The organism is Bifidobacterium lemurum, assembly GCF_014898175.1.
Taxonomy (GTDB): domain Bacteria; phylum Actinomycetota; class Actinomycetes; order Actinomycetales; family Bifidobacteriaceae; genus Bifidobacterium; species Bifidobacterium lemurum.
Genome location: NZ_CP062948.1, coordinates 1 through 26,368 on the forward strand (window position 1 = coordinate 1; position 26,368 = coordinate 26,368).

Below are 26,368 nucleotides of genomic sequence, written 5' to 3' on the forward strand. Positions count from 1 at the left end.
GAACTCGGGGTTCTTGTAGTCGCCGTCGTTCGAGCCCAGACCGTCGGCCGCGGACGTGGTGTACAGCGGCTTGAGGTAGTTTTCGGCGGACGGGTAGTCGGGCTGCCAACCGGTGCGGAAGGCGGATTCCATGGTGCGGTTGGAGATGGACTCACGGAACTCGGAGAAGGTGGCGATCGGGTTGGTCTCGCACTGGATGCCCAGAGCGTTGGTGATGGAGTTCACGATCGCGTCGTAGATCGGCTTGGCACCACCATCGGCGTTGTAGGCGATGGTGAGCTTGTCGTTGTCGTTGTCCCACGCGTTGATGGCGTTGGCCTGCTCCCACAGCTCCTTGGCGGCGTCGGCGTCGTAGGTGAGCACCTCGCTGCCTTCGAGGGAATCGGAGTAGCCCGGCATCGCCGGAGCGGTGAAGTCGGTGGCGGGGGTGCCGACGCCGTTGAGCACCTTGTCGACGATGTTCTGACGGTCGATGGCGCGGGAGATGGCCTGGCGACGCAGGTGGCCTTCCTCGTCGTCGGCGAAGTGTTCCAGATCGGACGGGAAGGTGAAGGTCTGGATCACGGAGCCGGCCTCGTTGTAGGCCTGGACGGTCTCATCGGTTTCGAAGGTGGCGGTGGCGGAGGACGGCACGGTCTCCATCACGTCGAGGTTGCCGGCCTGCACGTCGGCGTAGCCGGCCTCGACGTCGGTGTAGACCTTGAAGGTCACGCCGTCGTTCTGAGCGGGCTGCGTACCCTTGTAGTCGTCGTTCTTGACGAGGGCGATTTCGGAGTCGTGCGTCCAGTGGTCCAGCTTGTACTGGCCGTTGCCCACCGGGTTCTCGCCGAAGGCCTCCGGGTCGTCGTAGAACTCGGGCAGCGGGGCGAAGGCGGTGTAGCCCACCTGAATCGGGAAGGTGGAGCTCGGCTCGGTGAGCTTGACGGTGAAGGTGGTGTCGTCCACCACGGTCAGGCCGGAGAGCTGCTCGTCGCCGGTGAGGTTCGCGGTGTCCTGCAGGGCCTCATAGCCTTCGATGATGTTGAAGAAGCCGGAGTTGACCAGGCCGTTGGCGGCGTTGGCCACGTAGCTCCAGGCCTTGGTGAAGGACTCGGCGGTGACGGGAGTGCCGTCGGTGAAGGTCCAGCCCGTCCTCGAGGGTGATGGTGTATTCGGTGTTGTCCTCGTTGGCCTCGATGGACTCGGCGACCTCGTTCTCGGCGTTGCCTTCGGCATCGAAGGCAACGAGCTTGGCGAACAGCAGATCGATCGGTTGGCCGCCGCAGTCTCGTTGGTGTTGCCCGGGATCAGCGGGTTCTGCGGCTCGCAGCCGTAGCGGATGATGCGTCGGAGGCGGCGTCGCCGGAGTTGCTGCGCCGCAGCGCTCAGCAGCAGCCGGTGGCGCAGACCGCGGCGGCGAAAGCGAGAGCTTTCTTCTTCCATATGGTTTCTCCTATTCATTGGGTTGCGGGGATTCGCACCCCGCTTCACGCAAAATGGGGCTCCGCCGGTTGTGCCAGCGCCACCCCTTTGCTTGATTGATTGTCATTGTGCCGCACAAGCGCGACAGGCACAATCGCCATCTCGAAATATGCCCGTTTCATTGCGTCACTTCGGTTTTTGCGCAAGGCTCATAACGAATTCACGCGGAAAACCCACGAATTCCACAGGTTGATATGGCACCTTTGCCGGAGACATCCCGGCGCTGCCGCCGAGACGAGCCTCCACCAATGTTACTGTTATGTTAATTCTCTTCCATAGAACGTCGCCTTTCGCGCTCCGCGTAGGCCAATCGCTCACGAAAGGTGCCGCACGATGAACGTCAACGCCTCGAACAATCCCTTACGCCCATACGCGATAACCGACATGCTGTTGCGCATGTTCGCCGACGCGCTGGCCCTTCGACCTGCGCGACGGGCGCGCGGCTCTGGAGGAGTGCGCGCGCCAGCGGCGATGCTGCGGCGTGAGATGGGCTGGACACGCGCGTTGCCCGATGACGTGTTCGGCATTATGGCATGGCCGCGGGTCAACAACGAGCGTTCGTCCCCTGCCGCGAACGGATCTGGACGGAGCTGTGCGGGCGCGTCCAAGGCTTGATATGGAGCATGCCGCCATCGAGGCGAACTATTGGTGCGCTGAGCATGTGACCTACGCTCCCACCGACGGGCGGACCATCTCGCCGGCCGGCGCATTGGAACCGCGGCGTCGGCCGGTGCGGCGAGGAGTCGACGCTGCTGGTCACGGCGCTGCGCTCGATCGGCATCCCCGCCCGGCAGATCTACACGCCGCGCTGGGCGCACTGCGACGACAACCACGCCTGGGTCGAGCGCGCATCGACGGCGTATGGCGGTTCATGGGCGCCTGCGAGCCGGAGGAGCGGCTCGACCGCGGCTGGTTCGACCGCGCCGCACCCGCGCGATGCTGGTGCATACGCGCGTGTCAGCGACTATTCGTGCGGCAACGTGAACGTCTCGCGTTCGGCCGGCGGCGACGGATACGAACTGTTGGAGAACGTGACCGACCATTACGCGCCCGTCACACGGCTTACGGTGCGCGTGACGAAACATGACGGAACGACGCCGGCGCGCGGGGCGACCGTGTCGTTCCAACTGCTCAATATGGCCGAATACTCGACGATCGCAGCCCTCGACACGGATGATTCGGGGACGGCGTCGCTGACGTTGGGCAAAGGCTCCGTGCGCGTGCACGCCGCGTATGGCGACAGCTTCGCCGAAACGACGCTGGACACGGCACAGGTCTCTTCGGTGATGCTCACATTGGACGACGAGTCCCCAGCCCGGACGGATGGCGGCTGACCGATCTGACCGCGCCTCCCTCGAACGCCTCGCGCGCCCAACGGTTGACCGCCGACGAACGCGCCTGCGGTGCGGCGCGCGCCGCGCGGGCGGAGGCCATGCGCGTGGCCCGATTGGAGGATTTCGCGCGGCTTTCGAGCACCGGCGACGCCCGTATGGACGGGCTTCTGTCCGAGCCGGCGGCAACTGGCCGACGGTAAGCGCTTCCTGATCGCCGACGATGACGCCGACCGTCTCGAACTGGTGCGGGCCTTGCGAGCCAAGGATCTGGCCGATGTGACCGGCATGCAGTTGCGTGACGCCTACGAATGCGCCAAGGTCGTGAGATCCGGCACGTTCTCGCGTTGGCTGGCCGACATGGATGACGACGAGGCGCGCGAAATCTGGCGCGAATACGTGCTCAACGCCCGGTGGACGACGAGGAGCTGACCGAACACCGACTCATGCTGCACAACCGCCTCACGGCCGACGAGCGGAAGCGCCTGCGGACCGACCCGCAATCGTTGTACCGGATGTTGGCCGATTTGGACGAGTCGATGGCCGGCCCGGCACGGCACCGCCCGATCCGGACGCGGCCGCGTCAGCGCATAACGCGCTTGAGCCCGCGCTGCCGTTGGATATCCGGGACACGCCTTTGCGTCGCGCCATCGCCTTCGTACGCGCGTGCCGCGCGCTGGGAGTGCCCGCCAGACTCGACCCCCAGAACCGACTGCCGCAATGCTTCGACGGGTCGGATTGGCGAACCGTTCCGCACACCCCGCCCAACCGCAAGGATGGAGCCATGTCGCAGGCAATCCCATCACCAACGGCCGCCCCGCCTGCGGTCCTGCGGCTGCGCGCCGGCGAGCGTACCTCGCCCCGCTACGCCGCGGATTGGACTCTGGGCAGGCTGTGCCAGACCGACCATGGATTGGATTACACATCGCTGGACCTCACCGACCATCCGTGGCATGACGGATGCATGACGGTGACGTTGGACGCCGGACGGTATCGCCTCATCACCACCACCCGTCTGCCCAACGGCAACCAGCTGGCCGCTGAGCGCGTGTTCGACGTCGTCGAAGGCGACGAGGCGGATATCGAACTGCTGTGGCGCGAGCCGCGCGAGGACGAGCTGGTGAACCGCATCGAACTGGAGGAGGTCGCGCTCACCGCGGACGATGGCGCGAAACGCACCCTGCGCGGTCTTATGGACGAGCATGGGCGGGCCGGATCGCCGGCGGTGCTGTGCGTGCTCGACGCGAACGGCTCCGAACCCAGCATCCATGTGCTCGACGAGCTGCGCGCGTATCAGGAGCGCGTCGGGCAGGCGGGCGAGGAGCACGGCCCCACGCTGATCGTCGCGACCTGTCCGGAAGACACTCCGCCGGCGAAGGCGATCGTCGACCAGCTGGACCGTCTCCTCTTGCCGGTCACGCGCTACGGCTGCGAGGCGGCGATCGCCGAACGGCTGGCGCGCATCACCTTCGTCGATCCGGAGAAGCTGCCGCTGCTGGTCGTGGCGCATGGCGAGCATGCGAAAACGGTCGCCACCTACGCGTGCAGCGGATACAGCGTGGGATCCGTGGAGCTGGCCGTCCGCTTGGCCTCTCGGTAAGCCGTGCGAACGACGCGCGGGGGCGTTTGATGCGCCCCGTCGCTTCGACTGGCCGAACGCGTCTTACGCGCGGGGGAAGGCCTGTCCGTAGCGGGCTTTGAGCTGTTCGATGGACACATGCGTATACCGTTGCGTGGTGCGCAGCGAGGAGTGGCCGAGCATCTCCTGCACCTCGCGCAGATCGGCGCCGCCGTCCAGCAGATGGGTGGCGGCGCTGTGCCGCAGGGCGTGCGGGCTGATGTCGGGCACGCCGGCCTCGCGCGCGGCCCGGTGCACAACCTCGCGCGCGACGCGTTGGTCGAGCCGTCCTCCACGCTGCCCCACGAACAGCGCGTCGCCGGCATCATCCGGTTTCCGCGCGCCATGCGAGGAAGCGAGCGCCGCACGGGTCATGGCGCACCGACCGTGCTCCACCCAATCCTGCAGGGCGTGCGAGGCGGGCACGCCGAAGGGCACCACCCGCTGTTTGTTGCCTTTGCCCATCACCTTCAACGTATGGTTGGCGAAATCCACGTCGGCGACGTTCAATCCACCAGCTCGGCCACGCGGATGCCGGTGGCGTACAGCAGTTCGAGAATCGCCGCGTCGCGTAGGGCGACCGGCGCGGTTCCGCGCACGGCTTGCTGCGGCGAAGCCGTGGCGCGCCGCTCGGATGTCGCCGCGGGAGCGCCCAGCAGTTGTTCGGCCTGCGATTCGGTGAGCACCGTGGGCAGCGTGTCGGGGATTTTCGGCGTCATCAGCGTGGCGGCCGGGTCGGCGGCGGTGACGCCGTGGTCATGCGCCCATGCGAAGAACCCTCGGACCGCCACCGTTTTGCGTGCCATGCTGCTGCGCGCGTGCGAGCGAGACTCGTGGGCCATCCAGCCGCGCAGATCCTCCAATGTGATCTCCGACAGGTTTTCGATGCCCCGCGATTCCAACAATTGCAGGCATTCCCCCACATCGGAACCGTACGCCTTGCGCGTGTTCTCGCTCAAGCCACGATTCGCTTTGAGATAGGAGAGATACTCGTGCAGCTGTTCATCGAAACGCATGGCATCGTCTCCCCTCCCCTGATGTTCACGGTATCCGCCAGCTTACCCGAGTATTCTGATGAATAGTCGGACATCGTCGTTTCACGAAAGGGGCTTATCATGGCGCTGCCACAGGAGATACCGGCTGGATCGCGCATTGTGGTGCGGGTGATCGACGGGGTCGACCCGACCGACCATCGCACCAAATTCCGTGATTTCGTGGGGCACGTGCGCGCATGGACGGCCGCACGCTCGAGCTGACGCGCGACGCGGCGGCCAACGGATCACGCCCGGCCCAGCGCGTGTCCATCGAAGCCGATGTCATCGCCACCATCAAACCCGTTCCCGAACGCCCCGACATCCGCCCGTGAGGTGATGGTCGGTCCCGCAAGTCTCACACGCGCGAGCGCACGGACACGCGCATCTCACGGTCGTCCACGACGGCGACGATATGCTCGCCGCGCAGGGCCGACTCCAACAGCGCTCGCTGCCATCCGTCATGGGGAATCGCCAGCGGTTGCGTCGCAGCGGATTCCGCCTGCCCTGCGGCGGCATCGGAGATATCCTTTCGCGTGTTCGCCGCCGCCTTGTAGTCCCTGAACGGCTGGCCCGCGGCGAAGAACTCCGTCAATGCGTCCGCGTCCCCATCATGCAGCTGGTCGGCCACGGCGTTGAGTCGCGTGGCCATATGACGCAGCAGGGTTTCGACGTTGGCCGCGTCCTCTTCGATCATCGCGCGCGTGCGATCGGGATCGGTGAGCGCCACGCGCGTCATATCGCGCCATGAGCCGGCGGCCAGCGCGGCGGCGATGTTGCGGATGGGGTCATCCACCAGTTCGTTGATCAGCGCGGTGGCGACCGCATGCGGCATGTGGGAGATCAGCGCGGCGGCGCGGTCATGGGTGTCGTCGTCGAGGACGATCGCCCTGTCTCCCACCGCGTCGACGACGAACCGGGCCACGGCGAGGAAACGATCATACGCCGTGTCCGCGTCGACGGTAATCGCCCACAGGGCATCGTCGTAGAGATGCGGGTCGGCCGCGCTCCAGCCGGAACGCTCGTTGCCGGCCATCGGATGAGCGCCCACATACCGACTCCCCAAGCCGGCGGCCTCGACCTGTTCGCGCACCATGCCCTTGACGCTGCCCACATCGGTGAGCGTGACGTTCGGGCATGCGTCCAACAACGGTTTGAGTTCGGCGAGGATGGCGGGCATGGCTTTGAGCGGATTGCACAGCACCAGCACGTCGGGGTTCGCGGCCACGAGCCCGGCGAGCGAATCCTCACAGATGATGCCGTCGCGGCGCGCCTGCTCGTACGGATGCGGGCGGTGGTTCCATGCCACCACCGTCCGTCCGCGGTCGACCAGTCTGCGGGCGAGCGATCCGCCGATCAGTCCGAGTCCGACCACGCCGATGACGGACGGATCGCCGCCTGATGGCGCTCGATGTTCGATGGCGTTCGTCTTCTCTACCACAGCAACTCCCTTCTCACCGCGTCGTCATGGTCGAATCCTTCGGGCAGACGCGCGTCGTCGAGATGCACGCCGCTTGGGGCAGCATCCAATCGTCGACCGGCGGGTTCGGCCGCTCCCGGCGCGGATACACGGCGAGGGTTTTCACCCAGTCGCCATGCTCGGCCACTTCGGTGAGCACGCTCTGGAAACGCTGCTGCCATGGCGCGGCGTCGATGGTGACGATGAAGCTGTAGGTGCCGTCATGGCCTTTGATCGGGCGGGAGATGAAGCTGGTCATGTTCAGGCCGGCGTCGCGCAGCACGTCGAGCAGGTCGGCCAGCACGCCGGGTCCGGTGCTTAGGGGAATGAAGGTGATGATGGTCTCATATTCGGCCACCTCGTCCTCGCGCGCGTGGGCGAGCAGCTCCATCACCGTCACGCGGGGGGCGAGCACCAGGAACTCGGTGTGGGCGCCCTGGTAGTCCTGCACGCCCTTGGCGACGGTGCGCAGACCGTACAGCGGGCCGCAGATGCTTGGGCCGAACGCCATCTGTCCGGGTTCGAGGTCGCGGCAGGCGGCGGCGTTGGAGCTGGCCGGCTCGGGGACCAGACCGTATTCGGCGATGAAGCGCTTGCATTGGGCGAGGCCGTGCGAGTGCGCGCTGACGGTGGCGCCGCGCAGGGCGCGGAGAGCGGCGGCGTCGAGTGGTTCGGAGGGTGGGATTCCTCGACTGCGCTCGGAATGACGGGAGGGGGACTCGTCGGAGGGACGGTCGGAACGGTCACGCACGAAGGCGTCGAAAGTGATGTCGACGCCGACGCGGGCGAAGCCGGCGATGTCGCGCGAGTCGATCAGAGCGTCGAGATTCGGCACCACATAGCCTTCGACGTTGTTCTCCCACGCGATCACACCCCAGGACTCCCCCGATTCCACGGCCCGCATAATCGACGGCACATCGGGCGCGGCAATCAGTTCGGGGCGCGTTCCCTCACAGAGCGGCGCGAGCATGTCGGCCGCCGTCATGGCGGCCTGATGCGTGAAGGTGCCTTCCGGACCCAAATAGGTCAGCGTTATTCCAGTCATAGGCCTCACTGTACCCGTTCACGTCCGCGCCCCGCATCCGGACACCCGCATCCGCGGACATCACCGTCGAGACGTGCGGGCCGGGCTATTGATCGTCGTTGGCCGGCTGAGCATCGTCACGGTGTTCCGCGTCCCGGTCGATGACGGTTCTGGGAGGGACCACGAACCACCGGTCGGGCATCAGCGCCATCGCCACCTGAATCGCGATCAGACCGTACAGCCAGATGTTTCCCGCGTGTTCGCTGAAGAACGGCAGTTCGGCACTGAATCTGATCACGATCAGCGCGTTGGAGCTGGTGGTGCTCAGCGCCACACCCCACGCGGTGGCCGACGAGGCAATCAGATGCAGCGCCAGCCCGCTGACGTCGAGCCGGGCCCGCGCGCACCATGCCGACAGTCCCATGACCGCGAACGCCAGCGCAAGACCGTAGGGAATATTGGACGACGCGCCCATGCGGTGGGCCAAGGTGCCGATCAGAGCCGAACCCGCGCCCGCAAGCAGGGTGACGGCGATGCGCACCGCGGCGTTCTGGCGGTGGCTCCATGGCAGCAGGGCGTTCTCGGAGGCGATGTCGGATTGAGTCATACCCGTCAGTGTAGCGCCCCATAACAAAACATCCTCTCTTTTCCAAGAGAGGATGCTGGAAACCTATTCACGTCATTCCGGATCACAGACCCGTCATTCTGAGCGGAGCAGCCGTGCCAACCCGCGTCATCCCGAGCGAAGTCGAGGGATCTCATACTGATATCCGAAGAGATTCCTCGACTCCGCTGCGCTCCGCTCGGAATGACGAAGAAGAACGACGGTCGTCAGAATGCTCAGCCCTGCTGAGCGTTCTGCCTGCGCTGCTTGGCGCGCCACTTGTACCAGTCCTCGCGGTTGAGGATGATCTTACGCACGCGGATCGCCTCGGGGGTCACCTCAACGCATTCGTCCTCGTTGGCGAAGTCCAACGACTCCTCGAGGCTCATGCGGATCGGCGGGGTGAGGGTTTCGAGCACGTCGGCGGTGGAGGAGCGCATGTTGGTCATATGCTTGGCCAGCGTGATGTTCACGTCGAGCTCGTCGGGCTTGTTGTTCACGCCCACGACCTGGCCTTCGTAGACCGGGGACTGCGGGTCGACGAAGAAGTTGCCTCGCGCCTGCAGACGCTGCATGGCGTACGGGGTGGCGATGCCCTTGCGGTCGCACACCATGGAGCCGTTCTGGCGGATGGTGATCTTGCCGGCCCACGGCGCGTATCCGGCGGAGATCGACGAGGCGATGCCGGTGCCGCGCGTGGATGAGAGCAGGGCGGTGCGGAAGCCGATCAGACCGCGGCTCGGCACGGTGAACTGCAGACGCACCCAGCCGGAGCCGTGGTTGGTCATGGAGTCCATGCGGCCCTTGCGGTCGGCCATGAGCTGGGTGACGGTGCCCATGTACTCCTCGGGCACGTCGATGGTGGTGTTCTCCATCGGCTCGTTGATCACGCCGTCGATGGTTTTAGTGACCACCTGCGGACGGCCGACGGTGAGCTCGTAGCCTTCGCGGCGCATCTGCTCGGCGAGCACGGCCAGGGCGAGTTCGCCGCGGCCCTGCACCTCCCAGGCGTCGGGACGGTCGGTGGGCAGCACCTTGATGGACACGTTGCCGATGAGCTCGCGGTCGAGGCGGTCCTTGATCATGCGGGCGGTGAGCTTGTGGTCCTTGCCTTCGGTGCCGGCCAGCGGGGAGTCGTTGATGCCGAAGGTCATGGAGATGGCCGGATCGTCCACATGGATGAGCGGCAGGGGCTTCGGATCGGACGGATCGACGATGGTCTCGCCGATCATGATGTCGTTCACGCCGGCGACGGCGACGATGTCGCCGGGGCCCGCGGAGGTGACGGGGATGCGCTCCAGGCCCTGCGTGCGCAGCAGCTCGGAGACGCGGAAGTTCGCGACGGATCCGTCCACACGGCTCAGACCGTAGGTTTTGCCCTTCTCCAGCGTGCCGTTGTAGATGCGCACGAGGCCGAGTCGTCCGAGGAAGTCGGAAGAGTCGATGTTGGCGACATGGGCCTGCAGCGGCTCGCCCTCCTCGTATTCGGGGGCGGGAATGTTGGAGATGATCGCCTCGAACAGCGGCTCGAGGTCCTCGTTGTCGGGCAGTCCGCCGTCGGCGGGCTGGTTCACGGAGGCGTAGCCGGCCTTGGCGGCGCAGTAGATCACCGGCAGTTCGAGCAGCGCGTCGAGGTCGAGGTCGACGCCTTCGTGCTGCACGTCGTCGGCCAGGCCGAGCAGCAGGTCGGAGGCCTCGCCCACGACCTCTTCGATGCGCGCGTCGGGACGGTCCACCTTGTTGACGCACAGAATCACCGGCAGCTTGGCCTCGAGGGCCTTGCGCAGCACGAAGCGGGTCTGCGGCAGCGGGCCTTCGGAAGCGTCGACGAGCAGCACCACGCCGTCGACCATGGAGATGCCGCGTTCCACCTCGCCGCCGAAGTCGGCGTGGCCGGGGGTGTCGATGATGTTGAGGGTGATGCCCTCGGGGTGGCCGTACTTCTCGGCCAGCGGGCCGGTGTACTGCACGGCCGTGTTCTTGGCGAGGATGGTGATGCCCTTCTCGCGTTCCAGATCGTTGGAGTCCATCACGCGGTCGGGGACCTCCTCACGCTCGGAGAAGACGTGGGACTGCTGGAGCATGGCATTGACCAGCGTGGTCTTGCCGTGGTCGACGTGAGCCACGATCGCCACATTACGGATATCACCGCGAACCGCCATGAAATACCTCTCTTAATTCCTGTTGATTCCTGGGTTCCAGATTGCGCCGGCGAATCGCCGGCCCCTTACACACAAACCGACACAATGCTACGCGCATTGCGCGACAGCCCTCGAAAACGAAAAAAACCGCGCACGCCGCGAGGGGCGGCCATCGAACGGCGGACCCCACGGCGTGCGCGGGAGACGACAGGAGAACGGGCTAATCCTCCAGATCGAGGCCCTTGCGTTCGGGCAGGCACAGGGCCGCGACGCAGGCCAACACGAACGCGGCGGCGAAGATGACGAAGGCGACCGTCTTGTCGCCGCCCGACATGGTCAGGAACCACGGCACCAGCAGCGGCGCGATGATGGCGGCCACACGGCCGCAGGCGGCGGCCGCTCCGGCTGCGGCGCCGCGCAGACGGGTCGGGTAGATCTCCGGCGTCACGGCGTAGAGCACGCCCCACGCGCCGAGGTTCGAGGCGGACAGCAGCATGCCGAACACCAGCACCAGAGCCACGGAACCGGCCTGCGAGAACAGGAAGGCTGCCACGGCGGAGACGGCGAGGAACACACTCAGGGTTTTGCGGCGGCCCCAGACCTCCACCAGCCACGCGGCGAGGAAATAGCCGGGAAGCTGGGCGATGGAGATCGCCAGGGTGTAGCCGAAGGATTTGGTCAGAGAACCGAACTGGTCGGCCAGCAGGCTCGGCATCCAGGTGAACGCGCCATAGTAGGAGAAGTTCACGAAGAACCAGGTGGCCCAGATGGCCGCGGTGCGGGCGATGTACTTGGATCCGAAGAGCTCGCGCGTCCTGATCTTCGGCAGCGGATGCCCCTTGGGGGAATCGACCGGAGCGACGCCCGAGGCCGCTTCGAAATACCGCACGGCCTTCTCGGCCTCGTCCTCGCGGCCCTGCGCCTCGAGGAATCGCACGGATTCGGGGATGTGCGCGCGGGTGACGATGGCGTACAGCAACGGCAGCGCGCCGATGAGCAGCGCCCAGCGCCAACCCCAGTCGCCGGTGTTCGGAATCACGAAGTAGCCGATCATCGCCGCGATGATCCAGCCGACGGCCCAGAAGGACTCCAACAGCACGGTCATGCGCCCGCGCTGCGCGGTCGGCGAGAACTCGGACACCAAGGTGGAGGCCACCGGCAGTTCCGCGCCCAATCCCAAGCCGATGACGAAGCGGGCGATGAGCAGCGCGGCCAGGGTCCAGCTGAAGGCCATGCCGGCGTTGGCCAGGCCGAAGATCACCAGCGTGGCGGCGAACACGGTTTTGCGGCCCACCCGGTCGGCCACGAAACCGCCCAGGGCGGCGCCGATGGCCATGCCGACGAATCCGATGGAGAGCACCCACGATTTCTCCGTGGCGCTGAGGTTGAAATGCGGGTCGGCGGCGATGGCGGCGACGACGAACGACACCAGGCCGACGTCCATGGCGTCGAACGCCCAGCCGATGCCGGAGGCGACCAGAAGTTTGCGATGCGCTTTGTTGAACGGCAGCCGGTCGAGACGCTCGTTGCGGGTGAGCATACCGTCCGCGCGCGCCGCCGCGGGCCGCGCCGATGGCGATGTCTGTGCTGTGGTCATCATTCCTTCTCTCATGGTGGTGTGATATCGATGGGCGGCGTGCCGATGGCGCGCCACGAATGCGGGGCGCCTATCCGCGGTGCGGGACCAGCGCCGAAAGCGGGTCGTCGAAGGCGCGCGCGTCCGATTCGCGCCTGAGCCGCAGTTCCTGATTGATGCGATGGAGCTCGTCGCCGAACAGTCCGCGCGTCCATGAGGCGGCGTCGCGCTCGGCGCGAGGCACATAGCGGTAGACGGCGGCGGGACGTTGCCGGCCTTCGCGGATCTTCTCCCCCGTGTCCTCCAGTTCGCCCGAGGCGAGGATCCTGCGGCGGAAGTTGGCCAGATCGACCGTCTGTCCGGCGATGGCCTCGACCACGCCGTGCAACTGGCGCAGGGTGAAGGTGGGGCCGATGAGACGAGCGACGACGTCGGGATATTCGATGGTCGTACGCAGGCGACGCAGCGCGTAGTCGACGATCTGCCGGTGGTCGAACGCCAGTTCGGGAAGCTCGTCTTCGGCGAACCACCGCATATCGTCGATGGAATCGGGTGTCCAGGTCTCCGTCCGCCCCACCATCGCCCAGTAGACGACGGTGACCATGGGCAGGCCGCCTTGCGAGCGGTCGGGCCCGCCGAAGGCGCGCAGCTGCTCGAGATAGCGCGGAGTCAACGCGGTGGTGGATTCCAACGCCTTGCACGCGGCGTGTTCCAAGGTCTCATCGGCGCTGACGTCTTCGCCGGGCAGCGCCCACATGCCGAGATACGGCTGTCGGGTGCGGCGCACCAACGGCATCCAGAGTCGGCGGTGCGGGACGGCCTGCCGCGGAACCGGCGATGTGGTTTTCGACGAGGCGCCGTCATCGGTATCGACGGACGCGGACGAGGCGTCATCGGAGCCCGGGCCCAGCGCCAGAATGACGACGGAGACGCCGACGTGCGGCGATTGCAGCCGTCTCTCCGAAACATTGCCGATGCCCATGCTCGCGCCTTTCTATACGGTCGCGCATGAGCATATCACTTATAGTCATAATGACCATAAGTAGTGGGCGTGTTGCGAACCCACCGTGAAATCGGCCCTATTCCTCGGATTGCGCCTCACGCAACGCGGATTCCGGACTCGGCATGAACGGTGCCAGCGACGGCAGCTGATCCAAGGATTCCAATCCCATCTTCTCCAAAAACAGACCCGAGGTGACCAGCAGCGCCGCACGCGAATCGGGATCCGTACCCTCCTCGCGCACCAGCCCGCGCACGGTGAGCGAACGGACCACGCCATCGGAATTCACGCCGCGGATGGCGGCGATCTGCGCGCGGGTCACCGGCTGCTTGTAGGCCACGATGGCCAGCGCCTCCAACGCGGCCTGGCTGAGGCGGGCGGTCTGCCCGTCGGTCACGAAGGCGGACACCACCGGCTCGAATTCCAAACGGTTGGCGAACTGCCAGCCACGCGCGGTATGACGCAGTTCGAATCCGCGATGTTCCGCCTCATAGGATTCGCGCAGCGTCTCCAACGCCCCTTCGACCGCATCCTCGTCCACGGCGAGCACGCGCGCGAGATCCTCCGCCTGCTGCGGCTGGTCAGCGACCATCAGAATCGCCTCCACACAGGCGTTCAGGCCTCCGGGAAAATCATCCACGGTGAAATCCACGTATTCGGGGCGGCTGGAAGAGGCGTTCTCGCTGTTCATCTTATGCAAAATCCCTTTCGCTGATATTCACATCGGACATCTCGTCGTCCACGCCGGGCATCCATCTCAGGTGCAGCGGAGCATACGGCCCGTCCTGCCTGAACTGGACGGCGCCTTGTTTGAAGAAGGCGAGAACGGCCAGGAACCGGGCCACGATTTCGATGCGATGCTCCGCATCCTCGGTGAGCTGGGCGAAGGTGATCGACTCCCCCGCCGGCAACGCGCGCAGCCGGTCGCGCACCAGAGCTGATTGGGCGCGCAGGTCGACCAGCGGCACATGCAGCTGGTGGACGCTGACCTGCGAGACGGGCGCGTTGGCGAACACCTGGGCCGCCAGCCTGGCCAGATCCTCCGCGCCCAAAGTCCAGGCGAGTTCGGGCAGCATGGCCGCCACGGTGTCGTCCACCACGCCGGGATGGGGGAACCGGCCGGAATTCGCGGCGAAGCGCGCGCGGAAATCATTGGACGCCTGTTTGAACGCGCGGTACTGCAACAGCCTCGCGAACAGCAGATCGCGTTCGCGCAGGGCTTCGAGACTCTGCTCGTCGCGGCGCTCGTCCTCGCCGCCCGGCAGCAAGGCGACGCTTTTCGCCTCCACCAGAATCGAGGCGACGTCGAGGAATGCGCTGGCCTCGTCCATATCGCGCGCGAAATCCAACGTGCGCGCGTAGGCGAGGAACTCCTCGGTGATGGTGGACAACGACACCTCGGTGAGCTCCAGCCGATTGTTGGCGATCATGCCGAGCAACGCGTCGAAGGGACCGGAATACACCTCCAGATCCACATGGAATCCGGAAGCCGACTCCGTCTCGGACGGGACGTCCGTCTGGTCGGCGATCAGCCGTTCGATCTCATCCATGGCGCGCCACGCTCCCATACGTCATACGCGCAACCCGCGCGGAAGGCGCGGACGCGACGCGACGGGCCCTCGGGGACGCCGAGCATGCCAGGCGACGCATCAGGCGATGATGCCCCGCGACACCAGCTCGCGCGCCACCTCGCGGTATTCCTTGCTGGTTTTGTGCCCGGGCGCGAAGATGGTGATCGGAGCGGCGGCCACGGTGGAATCCGGCAGTTTGATGGAACGTGAGATCACCGTGTGGAACACCTTGTCGTCGAACGCCTCGTAGATGCGCTGCAGCACCTCCTCGCAGTGCAGGGTCTTGGTGAACATCGTCACCAGCACGCCGTACACCTGCAGATCGGGATTGATGCGGCTGCGCACCTTGTCGATGGACTGCATGAGTAGGGCCACGCCGCGCAGGGCGAAGAACTCGGCGGCCACGGGGATGATCACTCCATCCGCCGCGGTGAGCGCGTTGACGGTGAGCAGGCCGAGCGAGGGCTGGCAGTCGATGATGATCACGTCGTATTCGGCCTTGAGCCTGCGCAGCACGCCGGCCAGCACCTGTTCGCGCCCGACCTCGGTGACCAGCTGCACCTCGGCCGCGGACAGGTCGATGTTCGCGGGGATGATGTCGATGTCCTCGAAGGCGGTGTGGTGCACCACCTCATGCGGGTCCATGGACGGGTTGAACAACGCCGTGTAGATGGTGTTCTCCACCGTGTTCGCGTTGATGCCCAATCCCACCGTGGCCGCGCCCTGCGGGTCGAAATCGACGATCAGCACACGGCGGCCGTACTGGCTGAGCGCGCCGGCGATATTGATGGAGCTGGTGGTTTTGCCCACGCCGCCCTTCTGGTTGCACATGGCGATGACCCGCGCCGGACCGTGCTGACGCAGCGGTTCGGGGGCGGGGAAGGTTTCGTAGACGCGTCCAAGCAAATCCGTAGGCATAGTGTTCACCTTAGCAATATCCTTCGCCGCCACATCGCCCAAATCGAGCGATCCCTGCGCAAACGTTCCGTCTTCCACCCCATCAGCCTATCGTGTCGTCCGGTCCGGCGGCAGACTGCCACGCCGAGAACCCCGACTTCGCCCGGCATCGCCGCGGCGATGTCGTGCCGCGCGCGGTCTCGAGCGAAGTCGAGGCATCTCCTGTCGGCGGCGTCACCTCGCGCGCGGATGGGCGGTCAGATACGCCTCGATGAGGTTCTCCGGCGCGACATGCGTGTAGATCTGCGTGGTGGTGACGCTGGCGTGTCCCAGCAGCTCCTGCACGGTGCGCACGTCAGCGCCTCCCTGGATCAGATGCGTGGCGAAGGAATGCCGCAGGGTGTGGGGGTGCAGCGGTTTGGCGATATGGGCGCGCTCCCCCGCGCCGCGCACGATCTCCCACACCGATTGGCGGGACAGCCGACGGCCCCGCTTGTTGAGGAACAACGCGCGCCGTTCGACGTTCGGTGCGTGCGCCCGGCGTTCGAGTTCGGGACGAGACCGTTCGAGATAGCGGCGCAGGGCCGCGCACGCGTAGCCTCCGACCGGCACCAGACGCTGTTTGGATCCTTTGCCCATCAGACGGGCGACCCGCTCGTCAAGGTCGACGTCCTCCAGATTCGCGCCGGTGGCCTCGGAGACACGGCATCCGGTGGCGTACATGAATTCGAGCAGCGCCTTGTCGCGCAGCTCCACCGGATCGAGGGCGCCGTCTTCGGCGTTCGGAACGACCGGGGCGACCGCGTCGAGCAAGCGCGACACCTCGTCCACCGTCAGCACGTCCGGCAGGGTGGACGCGCCTTTGGGCGCCTTCACCGAAGCCGATACGTCATCGGACACGACATGCTGGGTCAGGGCGAATTTGTGGAACTCATGCACGCTGGCAAGACGACGGGCCTTGCTGCGCGCGCTTTCGCCGGCGTCGTCGAGCGAGGCGACGTAGCGTTCCACGTCATGGCGGGTGATGCGGGAAAGGTCGTCGATGCCTTGGGTGTCCAGCCAGTCGAAGTATTTGCCGAGATCGGATTCGTACGCCTTCACCGTGGACGGGGCCAATCCGCGTTCCACATCGATATGGGCGAGGAACTGCTCGAGCAGCGGCGCGAATCCGTAAGTCATAGGCTCCAGTGTATTACGGCGGGTTCGACCCGCGATGCCGGGCGATACCACGATGCCGTCGGATACGATGATGCCCCGCTCGCCACGGACGAGCGGGGCATCATGCCAGAAGAATCGATCAGACCTCGACCGGGGCGTTCACATCCTCGGGCAGGGCGGCCTTGGCGGCGTCCACGATGGCCTTGAAGGTCTCGGGATCGGACACGGCCAGCTCGGCGAGGGCGCGGCGGTCCAGCTCGATGCCGGCCAGCTTCAGACCCTGGATGAAGCGGTTGTAGGTGATGCCCTCGGCGCGGACCGCGGCGTTGATGCGCTGGATCCACAGCTTGCGGAAGTCGCCCTTGCGGGCCTTGCGGTCGCGGAAGTTGTAGTTAAAGGAGTGAAGCAGCTGCTCCTTGGCCTTGCGGTACAGACGGGAGCGCTGGCCGCGGTAGCCGGAAGCCCTCTCGAGAACGACGCGACGCTTCTTGTGGGCGTTCACTGCGCGCTTGACACGTGCCATATTCTATTCCTCAGCTTTCTTAAAAGTCGTAAATTCCGGTGGGGCTCACTTGTTGAGCATGCGCTTGAGCTTCTTGGCCTGCGGGGCGGCGATCACGGTGTCGGTGGACAGCGCGCGACGCTTGCGGGACGACTTGTGCTCAAGGTTGTGGCGCATGGCGCTGCCGACCTGCATCAGCTTGCCCTTGCCGGTGACACGGACGCGCTTGGAAGCGGCGGAATTACTTTTCATCTTCGGCATTGCTGCCCTCCTTGGTGTTGTTCTTCTGTTCGGAAGTCTGGGGTGCGATCTTGGCGTTCGCCTCGGCCATGGCCTGGGCTTGGGCCTCCTGCTTGGCGGCAAGACGCGCGGCCTGCCGGGCCTGGCGTTCGGCGCGGGACTGGTCGCCGCGACGACGCTGCTCGGACTGGGTGTGCACCTTCTTGCCCTTGGGCGCCAACGTCATGATGATGTTGCGGCCCTCCTGCTTCGGCTGGGATTCCACCGTGCCGAATTCCTCGACGTCGGCGGCCAAGCGCTGCAGCAGCTCGACGCCACCGATCGGACGGGACTGTTCGCGGCCGCGCAGCATGATCGTGACCTTGACCTTGTCTCCGCCGTTGAGGAAGCGGGTCACATGGCCCTTCTTCACCTCGAAATCGTGGTCGTCGATCTTCAGGCGGAAACGGATCTCCTTGATCTCCGCCGTGCTCTGGTTACGGCGGGCCTCACGGGCCTTGATCTTCTCGTTGTACTTGAACTTGCCGTAGTCGATGAGCTTCGCAACCGGAGGCTTCGCGTTGGGCGCCACCTCGACGAGATCGAGGTTCGCTTCCTTCGCCAGGTTGAGGGCGACCGCGGTCGCGATGACTCCCACCTGCTCACCCTTCGGGCCGATCAGGCGTACCTGCGGGACGCGAATCTCGTCGTTAATGCGTGGTTCGTCGCTGATGATGACTCCAATCCTCATGTTCCTTCAGCGGTGTTCCGGACCGGATCGTCTTCTAAGCTCCGTGTTCATGGCAAGCCGCGACCATCGCGCGTCGCGCGCTCGATCGCATACGGACACCTTGCGTGCCGTCAGCCGTTCTTCTATCGCGCGCCAAACGCGCCGGAACGGCGAGGCCATTGCCTTGAACCCGAAGCCCTGAAAGGCTTCCAGGTGGGGAATTCCCGCTTTCTTGATTTCTCAAGCCTTGTCGATATTACCATATGGCCGGACAACCGCGACACACCGCCGGCCCGCGCGTCAACTCAGCGCGTCGATCAGACCGGCGATGCCCTCCTCGCGCAGGATCTCGCGATACGGTTCCGCCTCCCGTTCGATCAGCTGGTCGATGGCGCGCATGCCCAGCACCTCGACCGGCGCCTGGTCGTCGGTGAGAATGGTCGAATCCGCGTCCGGCTCGTCGACCTCCTCGAACCGCGCGGCCACCTCGTCCATCTCCCATTTGAGTTCGTCGCTGTGCGTGCGCATATAGGTGGTGGAGCGCAGCGGAATCGCCTTGGCGTCGCGTTTGATGTCGCTCGCGCCTTTGGTGGACTTGTCCTCGCCGATGGTTTTGGCGAACAACTCGCGGTTGGTGGTGTTCGGCACGTCGGCGGTGAGCATGTTGCGTTCCCCGAACACGCTGGCGATGGTGTCGGTGAGAGCCTCGTTGATCGAGCCTTCGCCGTCGGAGATCATGTTCATGTTCACCACCATCACGCCGCCGGGGTTCAGATGCTCCTTGACCATCTCGAAGAACTCGACCGAGCTCATCTGGAAAGGTATGGTGATGTCCTGATACGCGTCGACCATGATCACGTCGTAGGTCTCGTCGCTGGCGGCGAGCCATGCGCGCCCGTCGTAGGTGGAGACGGGCACGTCGGCCGGCTCGTCGAAGTACTCCCCGGCCAGTTCGGTGATCTTCTCGTCGATCTCCACGCCGGTGATCTCCATATCAGGGTAATACTGCCTGAGCTGGCGCGCGTAGGTGCCGGTGCCCATGCCGAGGATCAGGGCGGAGTCGGCGTTGTCGGCGAGCGCGGGGGCGGCGAGGGCCGTGTCGTAGTACATGCCGGTGAGGCCCTCGTCCTTCATGGTGACGGACTGCACGCCGAACAGCACGTTGGTGGACAGGATCGTGCGGTCGGAGAGGTTCTTGACCTGCAGATAGTTGTAGATCGACTCGCCCTCGTAGGCGAGGTTCGTCTCCCAGAACGCGAATCCGCTCAGGGGCGAGACGCAGGAGGTGGCCACGAAGACGACCGTGGAGACGACGCAGGCGACGCGGCGGGCCTTGATCGAGATGAAATAGACCAGGGGGATCAGCAGCAGCACGCCCGAGAAGATCAGGAAGGTCACGAAGGTGCCCACGGCGGGGATGGTCACGAAGGTGGGCAGGAAGGTGCCGAGGATCGAGCCGATGGTGTTGCATGCGGAAAGACGGCCGACCACGGAGGCGTTGTCCTCGAGCGAGTCGGTGGCGAATTTGTTCAGGCCCGCGGTCACGGTGCCGAGCAGGAACAGCGGCGGCACGAAGATGACCATGCAGCTGACGAAGGCCGCGACGATGAGGAAGTTGGTCGACACGCTTACGATCAGAAGTCCGGAGATGGCCAGGATCACGTATTTGCCGACCAGCGGGATCAGCGCGATCCATACGGCCGCGATCATGATGCGGAAATACAGCTTGTCGGGATTCGGGTCCTTGTCGGCCCATTTGCCGCCGAACACCGCGCCGAGCGCCAGCGCGATCATGATGGTGCCGATGATGATGGTCCATACGATCTGGGAGCTGGAGAAGTAGGGGGCGAGCAGACGCGAGGCGCCCAGCTCGGCCGCCATGACGGCCATGCCCGAGAAGAACTCCGTGATGTACAGGAAGATCTTCGATTTGAGGATCGGCCGTTCGCTGTCCTGCGTCTTCACCGCCATGCTGGTTCCCTCTCGTATCGTTCGCTATGTGGACTGCGCCCAGATTATCAGCCCCGCACGCCGGCGCATAGGCGTTGTCTGCACGGCGAACCGGGCGGGTCGGACGAAAAACCGCCTCGGGCATGATGCGTCCCGCTTGTCCGGGATCGTCTCGCGATCCGCCTCGGACGCGTACACTGGCCGGTATGAGCGATATGGGCAAGGTCTGCGTGGTGTTCGGGGCGGGAAGCTACTACGACGAGATTCCGGTCATTCCCCAAGGCGCGCTCGTCGTGGCCGCGGACGGCGGTTACGACCATGCGCTTTCGTTGGGCGTCACGCCCGATGTGGCGATCGGCGATTTCGATTCGATCAGCGGGATGCCGGATTCCCGTCCGGATGGCGGCATGTCGGGCGGCGGGCGCGTGCGCACCATCGCGTTGCCCGCGCAGAAGGACGAGACCGACATGCCGCAGGCGGTGAAGGTCGGCTGGAACCAGGGCATTCGCGTGTTCCATATCTTCGGCGGTCTCGGAGGCCGGCTCGACCATGCGTTGGCGAATCTGCAGATGCTGGCCGACATCGCGAGGCACGGCGGCATCGGATTCCTGCATGGCGACGGCAGCGTCGCCACGGCCGTCACGGATGGGGAGATCCGTTTTCCCGCGAACCAGGTGGCCGCGCGGCGCATGGTCTCCGTGTTCGCGCATTCCGACAAGGCGTTGGGCGTGACGATTCGGGGGCTGAAATACGAGACGGATCCGGTCGATTGGACGAACAGCCACGCGCTGGGAGTCAGCAACGAGTTCCTGCCCGGCATCCCCTCCTCCATCAGCGTGCGCGAAGGCACGCTGATCGTCACCTATCCCGTGGAGGCTCCGCAACCTCAATGGCGCAGCGGTGTGGAACAGGACGCGTCCTTCGGAGAGATCGACGACCGCCGGTCCGAACTGCTCTCCCCGCTCTTCCATGGCTGACGTCGCCGCCCGTGCGGCATTGCCGGCATGACATGGGAGATCCGGCCCGATCGATGCCGCACGACTGCGCAGAGGACGACCGCGCAGTCGTTGTGAACGCTCACGGAAGTTGCGCCTTGAGACTGAAAACACGCGCCAAAACGTTGCCGTAAGTACAGGCGACGCATTAGAGTAAGGAACGTTGGTAAACAATGGCCGCCGCGCCACCGTGCGCCAAGGCCTATCCCAAAGGGAGAAATACATGACAGTTAAGATTGGTATCAACGGCTTCGGTCGTATCGGTCGTCTCGCCTTCCGCCGCATCTTCGAGCTTCAGGCTCGCGGTGGCCAGGCTGGTGACATCGAAGTTGCCGCCATCAACGATCTGACCTCGCCGGCCGCCCTCGCCTACCTGCTGAAGTACGACAGCACCCACGGCACCTTCAAGCACGACGACGGCACCCTGGTCGACGTGAAGGCCACCGAGGACTCCATCATCGTCGACGGCAAGGAATACAAGGTCTACGCCGAGAAGGACGCCAACAACATCCCGTGGGTCAAGAACGACGGCGTCGAGTTCGTGCTCGAGTGCACCGGCTTCTACACCTCCGCCGAGAAGTCCCAGGCCCACCTCAACGCAGGCGCCAAGAAGGTCCTGATCTCCGCCCCGGCCAAGGACGCCGACACCCCGACCGTCGTGTTCGGTGTGAACCACGACATCCTCAAGGCCGACGACGTGATCGTCTCCGCCGGTTCCTGCACCACCAACTCCATGGCCGCCATGGTCAAGCTGCTCAACGACAAGTGGGGCATCAAGGCCGGCTTCATGACCACCATCCACGCCTACACCGGCACCCAGATGATCCTGGACGGCCCGCGTGGCACCAAGTCCGGCCGCGACCTGCGCGCCGCCGCGGTGAACACCATCGCCCACTCCACCGGTGCCGCCAAGGCCATCGGCAAGGTCGTCCCGGAGGTCAACGGCAAGCTGCAGGGCCACGCCCAGCGCGTGCAGGTTCCGGACGGATCCGTCACCGAGCTGACCACCGTGCTGAACGTCGAGACCACCGCCGACGAGATCAACGAGGCCTTCAAGGCCGCGTTCTCCGACACGGACTACTACGGCTACAACGATGAGGGCATCGTCTCCGGCGACATCATCGGCGACACCCACGGCGGCGTGTTCGACCCGACCCAGACCGACGTCAACACCGTCGACGGCGTGACCCTGGCCCGCACCGTGTCCTTCTACGACAACGAGTACGGCTTCACCTGCAACATGGTGCGCACCCTGCTGTACTTCGCCGAGATCTCCGAGTGACCCGACGCGGTCTGACGACCGCAACGGTTCCCATGGAACTCATCAGGAAGCCCTCGCCCCACGGCGAGGGCTTCCTCGTTATTACGGTGTTTCCCGGTAAAGAGATCCTTCGACTTCGGGCTTCGCCCTCCGCTCAGGATGACGAATAACCATTATCAACGTCATCCTGAGCGCAGGCCGTTAGGCCGGAGTCGAAGGATCTCAACACGGATAGCCACGCGAAGGCTACCGGCGGAGCTCAGATGGTAATACGAAGTGCATATTCTCCTTGATGGTCTCCACCGAGGAGATATCGTCATAGCCCATGTCCTGCAGGGCCGAGACCACGCCTTCGACGTATTCCTCGGGCACCGACGCGCCCGAGGAGACGCCCACGGCCTCGACGCCTTCGAACCAGGCCGGATCAAGCTCGCCCGCGTCGTCGACGCGATGCGCGTCGCCGCGTCCGGCCAAGGCCTCCTGCGCGACCTCCATCAGACGCACGGAATTCGAGGAGTTCGCCGATCCGACGATCACCACGGCATCGGACCGCTCGGCCACCAATTTCACCGCGGCCTGCCGGTTGCTGGTGGCATAGCAGATATCGGAGCTCGGCGGCTCCTCGATCCAGGGGAACCGGGCTTTCAAGGCGGCTATCGTCTCGGCCGTCTCGTCGATGCTCAATGTGGTCTGGCTGAGCAGCACCAATTTGGTCATCGGTTCGAACCGCAGATCAGCGACATCGCCGGCGCGTTCGATCAGATGCACGTGTTCGGGACTCTCCCCCACCACGCCGACCGCCTCGTCGTGGCCCTTATGCCCGATGTAGACGATTTCGTATCCCTCGCGCACGAAGCGCAGCACCTCGCGATGCACCTTGCCCACCAGCGGGCAGGTCGCGTCCACGATATGCAATCCCCGCTCCTCGGCCTCGCGCTTCACCGCGGGCGACACGCCGTGCGCGGAGAACACCACCGGAACGCCGGCCGGGCCGGCATCGTCCGGAATCTCATCCAATTCCTCGACGAACACCGCGCCCTGCGCGGCCAAGTCCTCGACCACATGGCGGTTATGAACGATCTGCCGGCGCACATACACGGGAGGCAAGCCGTCGCCAAGCCCTCCCCCACGGGCCGAACTGGCCTTGAGTATCGTCTGCACGGTCAGAATCGCACGATCCACTCCAGCGCAGAATCCGCGTGGATCCGCCAATACGATACGTTTGCCCATCTTGCGTTCGCCTCCTTATCGGTCAGTCCACCAGTGTATCCGCCAAACGCAACCTTCGTACGATATCGAACGCAGTCCTATGTTCCGCGCGCCACCGGTATCCGCACGAGCGAATGCCGGCACGCTCGCGCCGCATCCTCCATGGCGATCGGGGACGGAACGCCCAGCCGGTCCTTCCGTCCTCCACTCGTGGCGTGTCGCGACACCGCCATATGCACGAGCGACGAAACCACGCATAAGGTACTAGACTGTTGCGTTAGCGATAACAATCGTTATCGGACAACGACACCAGCACTATGGGAGTGATCATAATGGCATGCACGAACCTGCCTCCGCGCACCGGACAGCAGTACGCGATTTCCTACGGCGACTACCAGGCCGTCGTCACCCAGCTCGGCGCCACGCTGCGCAAGCTCACCTACCAGGGCAAGAACGTGATCGTGCCGCTCGGCGCCGACGATCCGGTGACCTGCTGCCACGGCCAGATCCTCATCCCCTTCCCCAACCGCATCGAAGCCGGCACCTACACCTTCGAGGGCACGACCTACACGCTGCCCATCGACGAGCACGACCGCAACACCGCCATCCACGGCTACGGATACCGCTCCTACTGGACTCTGGTGAGCCTCGAGGAGGCCAAGGTCACGCTGTCGTGGCGTTCGCCCCATATGAACGGCTACCCCTTCGACATCGTCGTCACCGCCACCTATGAGCTGAGCGACAAGGGCCTGTCCATCACCGTCGCCGCCACCAACCACGGCGACGCGAACGCCCCGTGGGCCCTGGCGATCCACCCGTGGCTCGACAACGGCTTCAACGGCTATGGCGACGAGATCGACGGACACAACGCCCAATGCTCCCTGACCGTGCCGGCCGACACGCACGTCACCGTCGACGAGAACCTCATCCCCACGGGCACCGAGCCGGTGGATGGCACCAAGTACGATCTGCGGACGGCCACCCTCCTCACCGAACAGCCCTTCGACGACGCGTGGACCGACCTGCATCACAACGCCGACGGCACCGTGACCGCCACGTTCACCCGCCCCGACGGCCTGACCATCAAGGTGGGCGGCGACGAGACCATCACCTCGTTCCAAGTGTGCACCGGCACCGGATTCCCCGCCTTCCAGCATCCGGCCGGCACCGCGGTCGAGCCGCAGACCGCCTACGCCAACGCCTTCAACACCGGCGAGGACCTGATCGTCATCGAGCCGGGCGCCACCAGCGCCACCACGCTGTTCCTCAGCGCGCAGCAGGCCTGACGAAGCGTCGCACAGGGCTTCGGGCAAACCGCCGAACGGACGTCCGGTTTGCCTGAAGTCGCGTCTGTGTGCGATAATCCCGTAGGCTTATTCATCATAAGTAAAGGAGTCCATCATGGGCATGCGCGGACGCAAGCGCAAGGATCGTCGTAAGAAGGCCGCCAACCACGGCAAGCGCCCAAACGCCTGATCTTCACGCGTCAAGAAACGTGGAAACCCGCCTGAGCGAAAGCCGGGCGGGTTTTTCGTATTTCATGTCTCCCGGAACAGCGGAACCAACGAGCCTTCGCGCCGCCTCTTCGACACACGGCCAGGCTATTTTGCACATGGCCAGGCTATTCCTTGCAGCAGTGGTCGAGCGCGTCGCGCAGACGCGCCATCAGGCACTCGGGTGCCTGTTCGGGGCGCAGATAGGACCGCAGCGCCGCGATCAGGGCCTGTTCGCGCTCGTCGCAGCATGTGGTCGGGTCGAAACAGTCGCCTGCCCCATCCACGCGGGTGGCTTTGATCACGGTCCGCGACGCGACGCCCGCACCATCCATACGGGCGGAGTCGTCCGTCTGGTCGTCGTGAATCGTGGTCACGGCGGTGATGCGCACGTCCGTATGGGTCACCGTGCCGTCCGCGTCGGTATGGGTGATGGAGATATGACGATGACGTTCGATGGGATCGTTCATGCCCGCTCCCTTCCGCCGATGGCCGCATTGCTGCTTTCATTATCGCGGCTGCGTTCCGATTGCGCGGATAGTGAACCGCGTGGGGTCCGCGTGTCGTATCCGCGCTCTTTGGCGTAGGCGGCGAGCTCGCGTTTGAGCTGCGTGCGGGCGCGGTTGAGGCGGCTCATCACCGTGCCGATCTTGACGCCCTGCTCGTCGGCCACCTGCTGATAGGACTTGCCGTCGATCGCCGCGTCGATGAACACCTGACGGCGTTCCGGACTGAGTTTGGAGAGCGCGGCCATGATCTCCTCGGGGGCGAAGGCGTCGAGATACTCCTGCTCGGCTGATTTCAATCCCTCCGAGGAGTGCTCGGATGCGGCGTAGATGTCCCAGTCGTCGTATTCGCCGCTGGAATCGTTGGCTCGCTGCGGACGCCGCTTCGCCTTGGCGTATTGGTTGAAATACGCGTTGCGTTCGATGGTGGTCATCCACGCCTCGAAGTTCGTGCCCGGCTCGAAGGAGTCGAAGGCCTTGAACCCCCTCTCGAAGGTGTCCTGCACCAAATCCTGCGCGTCCTCGGGGTTGTTGGTCAGCCGCATCGCCTGCCGGTAAAGCACGTCGACGGCGGGCATGGCAAGCTCCTCGAAACGCGCGCGGCGTTCGGCCATGGTCTCCGTCCGTTCTTC

Annotated in this window: 24 protein-coding genes and 5 pseudogenes; 10 read left to right on the plus strand and 19 right to left on the minus strand. The window is 65.1% G+C overall.

The genetic code is table 11. The features are described 5' to 3' along the window. A pseudogene (locus tag BL8807_RS00005) lies at window positions 1-1,424 on the minus strand (peptide ABC transporter substrate-binding protein); the annotation flags it as partial. 370 nt (window positions 1,425-1,794) lie between these two features. On the opposite strand from BL8807_RS00005, the gene BL8807_RS00010 reads away from it, so the two are divergent. From BL8807_RS00010 to BL8807_RS00025, 5 genes and pseudogenes are all read left to right on the plus strand, one after another. Continuing rightward, window positions 1,795-2,076 (plus strand): hypothetical protein, encoded by a 282-nt coding sequence (locus BL8807_RS00010; RefSeq protein ID WP_193057470.1) that lies wholly within the window; start codon window positions 1,795-1,797, stop codon window positions 2,074-2,076. 110 nt (window positions 2,077-2,186) lie between these two features. Further along, window positions 2,187-2,330: pseudogene (locus tag BL8807_RS12170) on the plus strand (transglutaminase-like domain-containing protein); the annotation flags it as partial. A gap of 111 nt (window positions 2,331-2,441) precedes the next feature. Next, window positions 2,442-2,795, plus strand: a complete 354-nt coding sequence (locus BL8807_RS11890) for a hypothetical protein (protein WP_226847388.1) — start codon at window positions 2,442-2,444, stop codon at window positions 2,793-2,795. A 69-nt stretch (window positions 2,796-2,864) separates the two neighbouring features. Then, a complete protein-coding gene (locus BL8807_RS00020) occupies window positions 2,865-3,224 on the plus strand; it encodes a hypothetical protein (RefSeq protein ID WP_193057471.1) in 360 nt (119 codons plus the stop codon). A gap of 352 nt (window positions 3,225-3,576) precedes the next feature. Then, on the plus strand, window positions 3,577-4,392 hold the full coding sequence (locus BL8807_RS00025) for a hypothetical protein (protein ID WP_193057472.1): 816 nt from the start codon (window positions 3,577-3,579) through the stop codon (window positions 4,390-4,392). Between the two features lie 63 nt (window positions 4,393-4,455). Here BL8807_RS00025 and BL8807_RS00030 read toward each other — a convergent pair. Beyond that, window positions 4,456-5,426 (minus strand): annotated as a pseudogene (locus tag BL8807_RS00030) (tyrosine recombinase XerC). A 99-nt stretch (window positions 5,427-5,525) separates the two neighbouring features. Here BL8807_RS00030 and BL8807_RS00035 point away from each other — a divergent pair. Continuing rightward, window positions 5,526-5,776: pseudogene (locus BL8807_RS00035) on the plus strand (DUF6725 family protein). Between the two features lie 23 nt (window positions 5,777-5,799). Here BL8807_RS00035 and BL8807_RS00040 read toward each other — a convergent pair. The 14 genes and pseudogenes from BL8807_RS00040 to BL8807_RS00105 form a co-directional block, all read right to left on the minus strand. Beyond that, window positions 5,800-6,882 (minus strand): prephenate dehydrogenase, encoded by a 1,083-nt coding sequence (locus tag BL8807_RS00040; RefSeq protein WP_226847384.1) that lies wholly within the window; start codon window positions 6,880-6,882, stop codon window positions 5,800-5,802. Continuing rightward, window positions 6,876-7,945, minus strand: a pseudogene (locus tag BL8807_RS00045) (prephenate dehydratase). Before BL8807_RS00045 ends, BL8807_RS00040 begins: the two are co-directional and overlap by 7 nt. Window positions 7,946-8,030: 85 nt before the next feature. Then, on the minus strand, window positions 8,031-8,531 hold the full coding sequence (locus tag BL8807_RS00050) for an alcohol dehydrogenase (protein ID WP_072725243.1): 501 nt from the start codon (window positions 8,529-8,531) through the stop codon (window positions 8,031-8,033). 233 nt (window positions 8,532-8,764) lie between these two features. Beyond that, window positions 8,765-10,690 carry a translational GTPase TypA gene (typA, locus tag BL8807_RS00055; RefSeq protein ID WP_072725241.1) on the minus strand — a complete coding sequence of 642 codons (1,926 nt, stop codon included), beginning with the start codon at window positions 10,688-10,690 and terminating at the stop codon, window positions 8,765-8,767. Between the two features lie 199 nt (window positions 10,691-10,889). Next, entirely contained in the window at window positions 10,890-12,266 is a 1,377-nt protein-coding gene (locus BL8807_RS00060; RefSeq protein WP_072725238.1) for an MFS transporter, read from the minus strand. 70 nt (window positions 12,267-12,336) lie between these two features. After that, window positions 12,337-13,227, minus strand: a complete 891-nt coding sequence (locus tag BL8807_RS00065; RefSeq protein WP_072725236.1) for an NUDIX hydrolase — start codon at window positions 13,225-13,227, stop codon at window positions 12,337-12,339. Window positions 13,228-13,324: 97 nt separating this feature from the next. Then, window positions 13,325-13,936, minus strand: a complete 612-nt coding sequence (scpB, locus tag BL8807_RS00070) for an SMC-Scp complex subunit ScpB (protein ID WP_072725234.1) — start codon at window positions 13,934-13,936, stop codon at window positions 13,325-13,327. A 1-nt stretch (window position 13,937) separates the two neighbouring features. Further along, a complete protein-coding gene (locus BL8807_RS00075) occupies window positions 13,938-14,795 on the minus strand; it encodes a segregation and condensation protein A (RefSeq protein WP_072725232.1) in 858 nt (285 codons plus the stop codon). A gap of 99 nt (window positions 14,796-14,894) precedes the next feature. Next, a complete protein-coding gene (locus BL8807_RS00080; RefSeq protein WP_072725230.1) occupies window positions 14,895-15,734 on the minus strand; it encodes a ParA family protein in 840 nt (279 codons plus the stop codon). 213 nt (window positions 15,735-15,947) lie between these two features. Further along, window positions 15,948-16,892, minus strand: a complete 945-nt coding sequence (gene xerD / locus BL8807_RS00085; protein ID WP_072725228.1) for a site-specific tyrosine recombinase XerD — start codon at window positions 16,890-16,892, stop codon at window positions 15,948-15,950. A 118-nt stretch (window positions 16,893-17,010) separates the two neighbouring features. Continuing rightward, a complete protein-coding gene (rplT, locus tag BL8807_RS00090) occupies window positions 17,011-17,394 on the minus strand; it encodes a 50S ribosomal protein L20 (RefSeq protein ID WP_072725226.1) in 384 nt (127 codons plus the stop codon). Window positions 17,395-17,439: 45 nt separating this feature from the next. Further along, on the minus strand, window positions 17,440-17,634 hold the full coding sequence (gene rpmI / locus BL8807_RS00095) for a 50S ribosomal protein L35 (RefSeq protein WP_072725224.1): 195 nt from the start codon (window positions 17,632-17,634) through the stop codon (window positions 17,440-17,442). Beyond that, the gene (gene infC, locus BL8807_RS00100; RefSeq protein WP_072725221.1) at window positions 17,615-18,343 is read right to left on the minus strand and encodes a translation initiation factor IF-3; all 729 of its coding nucleotides are present in this window, start codon (window positions 18,341-18,343) and stop codon (window positions 17,615-17,617) included. The genes rpmI and infC overlap by 20 nt, the downstream gene beginning before the upstream one ends. 279 nt (window positions 18,344-18,622) lie before the next feature. Continuing rightward, window positions 18,623-20,293, minus strand: coding sequence for a spermidine synthase (locus BL8807_RS00105; RefSeq protein ID WP_072725219.1), 1,671 nt, complete (start codon window positions 20,291-20,293; stop codon window positions 18,623-18,625). A gap of 194 nt (window positions 20,294-20,487) precedes the next feature. Between BL8807_RS00105 and BL8807_RS00110 the strand changes: the two genes are divergently transcribed. Then, a complete protein-coding gene (locus BL8807_RS00110; RefSeq protein ID WP_072725216.1) occupies window positions 20,488-21,249 on the plus strand; it encodes a thiamine diphosphokinase in 762 nt (253 codons plus the stop codon). A 241-nt stretch (window positions 21,250-21,490) separates the two neighbouring features. Then, window positions 21,491-22,549, plus strand: a complete 1,059-nt coding sequence (gene gap / locus BL8807_RS00115) for a type I glyceraldehyde-3-phosphate dehydrogenase (protein WP_072725214.1) — start codon at window positions 21,491-21,493, stop codon at window positions 22,547-22,549. 225 nt (window positions 22,550-22,774) lie between these two features. On the opposite strand, the gene BL8807_RS00120 is transcribed toward gap, so the two are convergent. Further along, a complete protein-coding gene (locus BL8807_RS00120; RefSeq protein ID WP_072725212.1) occupies window positions 22,775-23,758 on the minus strand; it encodes a 4-hydroxy-3-methylbut-2-enyl diphosphate reductase in 984 nt (327 codons plus the stop codon). A 311-nt stretch (window positions 23,759-24,069) separates the two neighbouring features. Between BL8807_RS00120 and BL8807_RS00125 the strand changes: the two genes are divergently transcribed. Beyond that, window positions 24,070-25,023, plus strand: coding sequence for an aldose 1-epimerase family protein (locus tag BL8807_RS00125; protein ID WP_072725210.1), 954 nt, complete (start codon window positions 24,070-24,072; stop codon window positions 25,021-25,023). A 115-nt stretch (window positions 25,024-25,138) separates the two neighbouring features. Beyond that, on the plus strand, window positions 25,139-25,213 hold the full coding sequence (locus BL8807_RS12175) for a 50S ribosomal protein bL37 (protein ID WP_003817083.1): 75 nt from the start codon (window positions 25,139-25,141) through the stop codon (window positions 25,211-25,213). Window positions 25,214-25,358: 145 nt separating this feature from the next. Here the strand turns inward: BL8807_RS12175 and BL8807_RS00130 are convergent, their stop codons facing one another. Both BL8807_RS00130 and BL8807_RS00135 read right to left on the minus strand, forming a co-directional pair. After that, complete coding sequence (locus BL8807_RS00130; RefSeq protein ID WP_072725208.1) at window positions 25,359-25,700, minus strand: hypothetical protein; 342 nt, start codon at window positions 25,698-25,700, stop codon at window positions 25,359-25,361. Continuing rightward, window positions 25,697-26,350 (minus strand): sigma-70 family RNA polymerase sigma factor, encoded by a 654-nt coding sequence (locus BL8807_RS00135; RefSeq protein ID WP_072725289.1) that lies wholly within the window; start codon window positions 26,348-26,350, stop codon window positions 25,697-25,699. Before BL8807_RS00135 ends, BL8807_RS00130 begins: the two co-directional genes overlap by 4 nt. Window positions 26,351-26,368 lie beyond the last annotated feature (18 nt).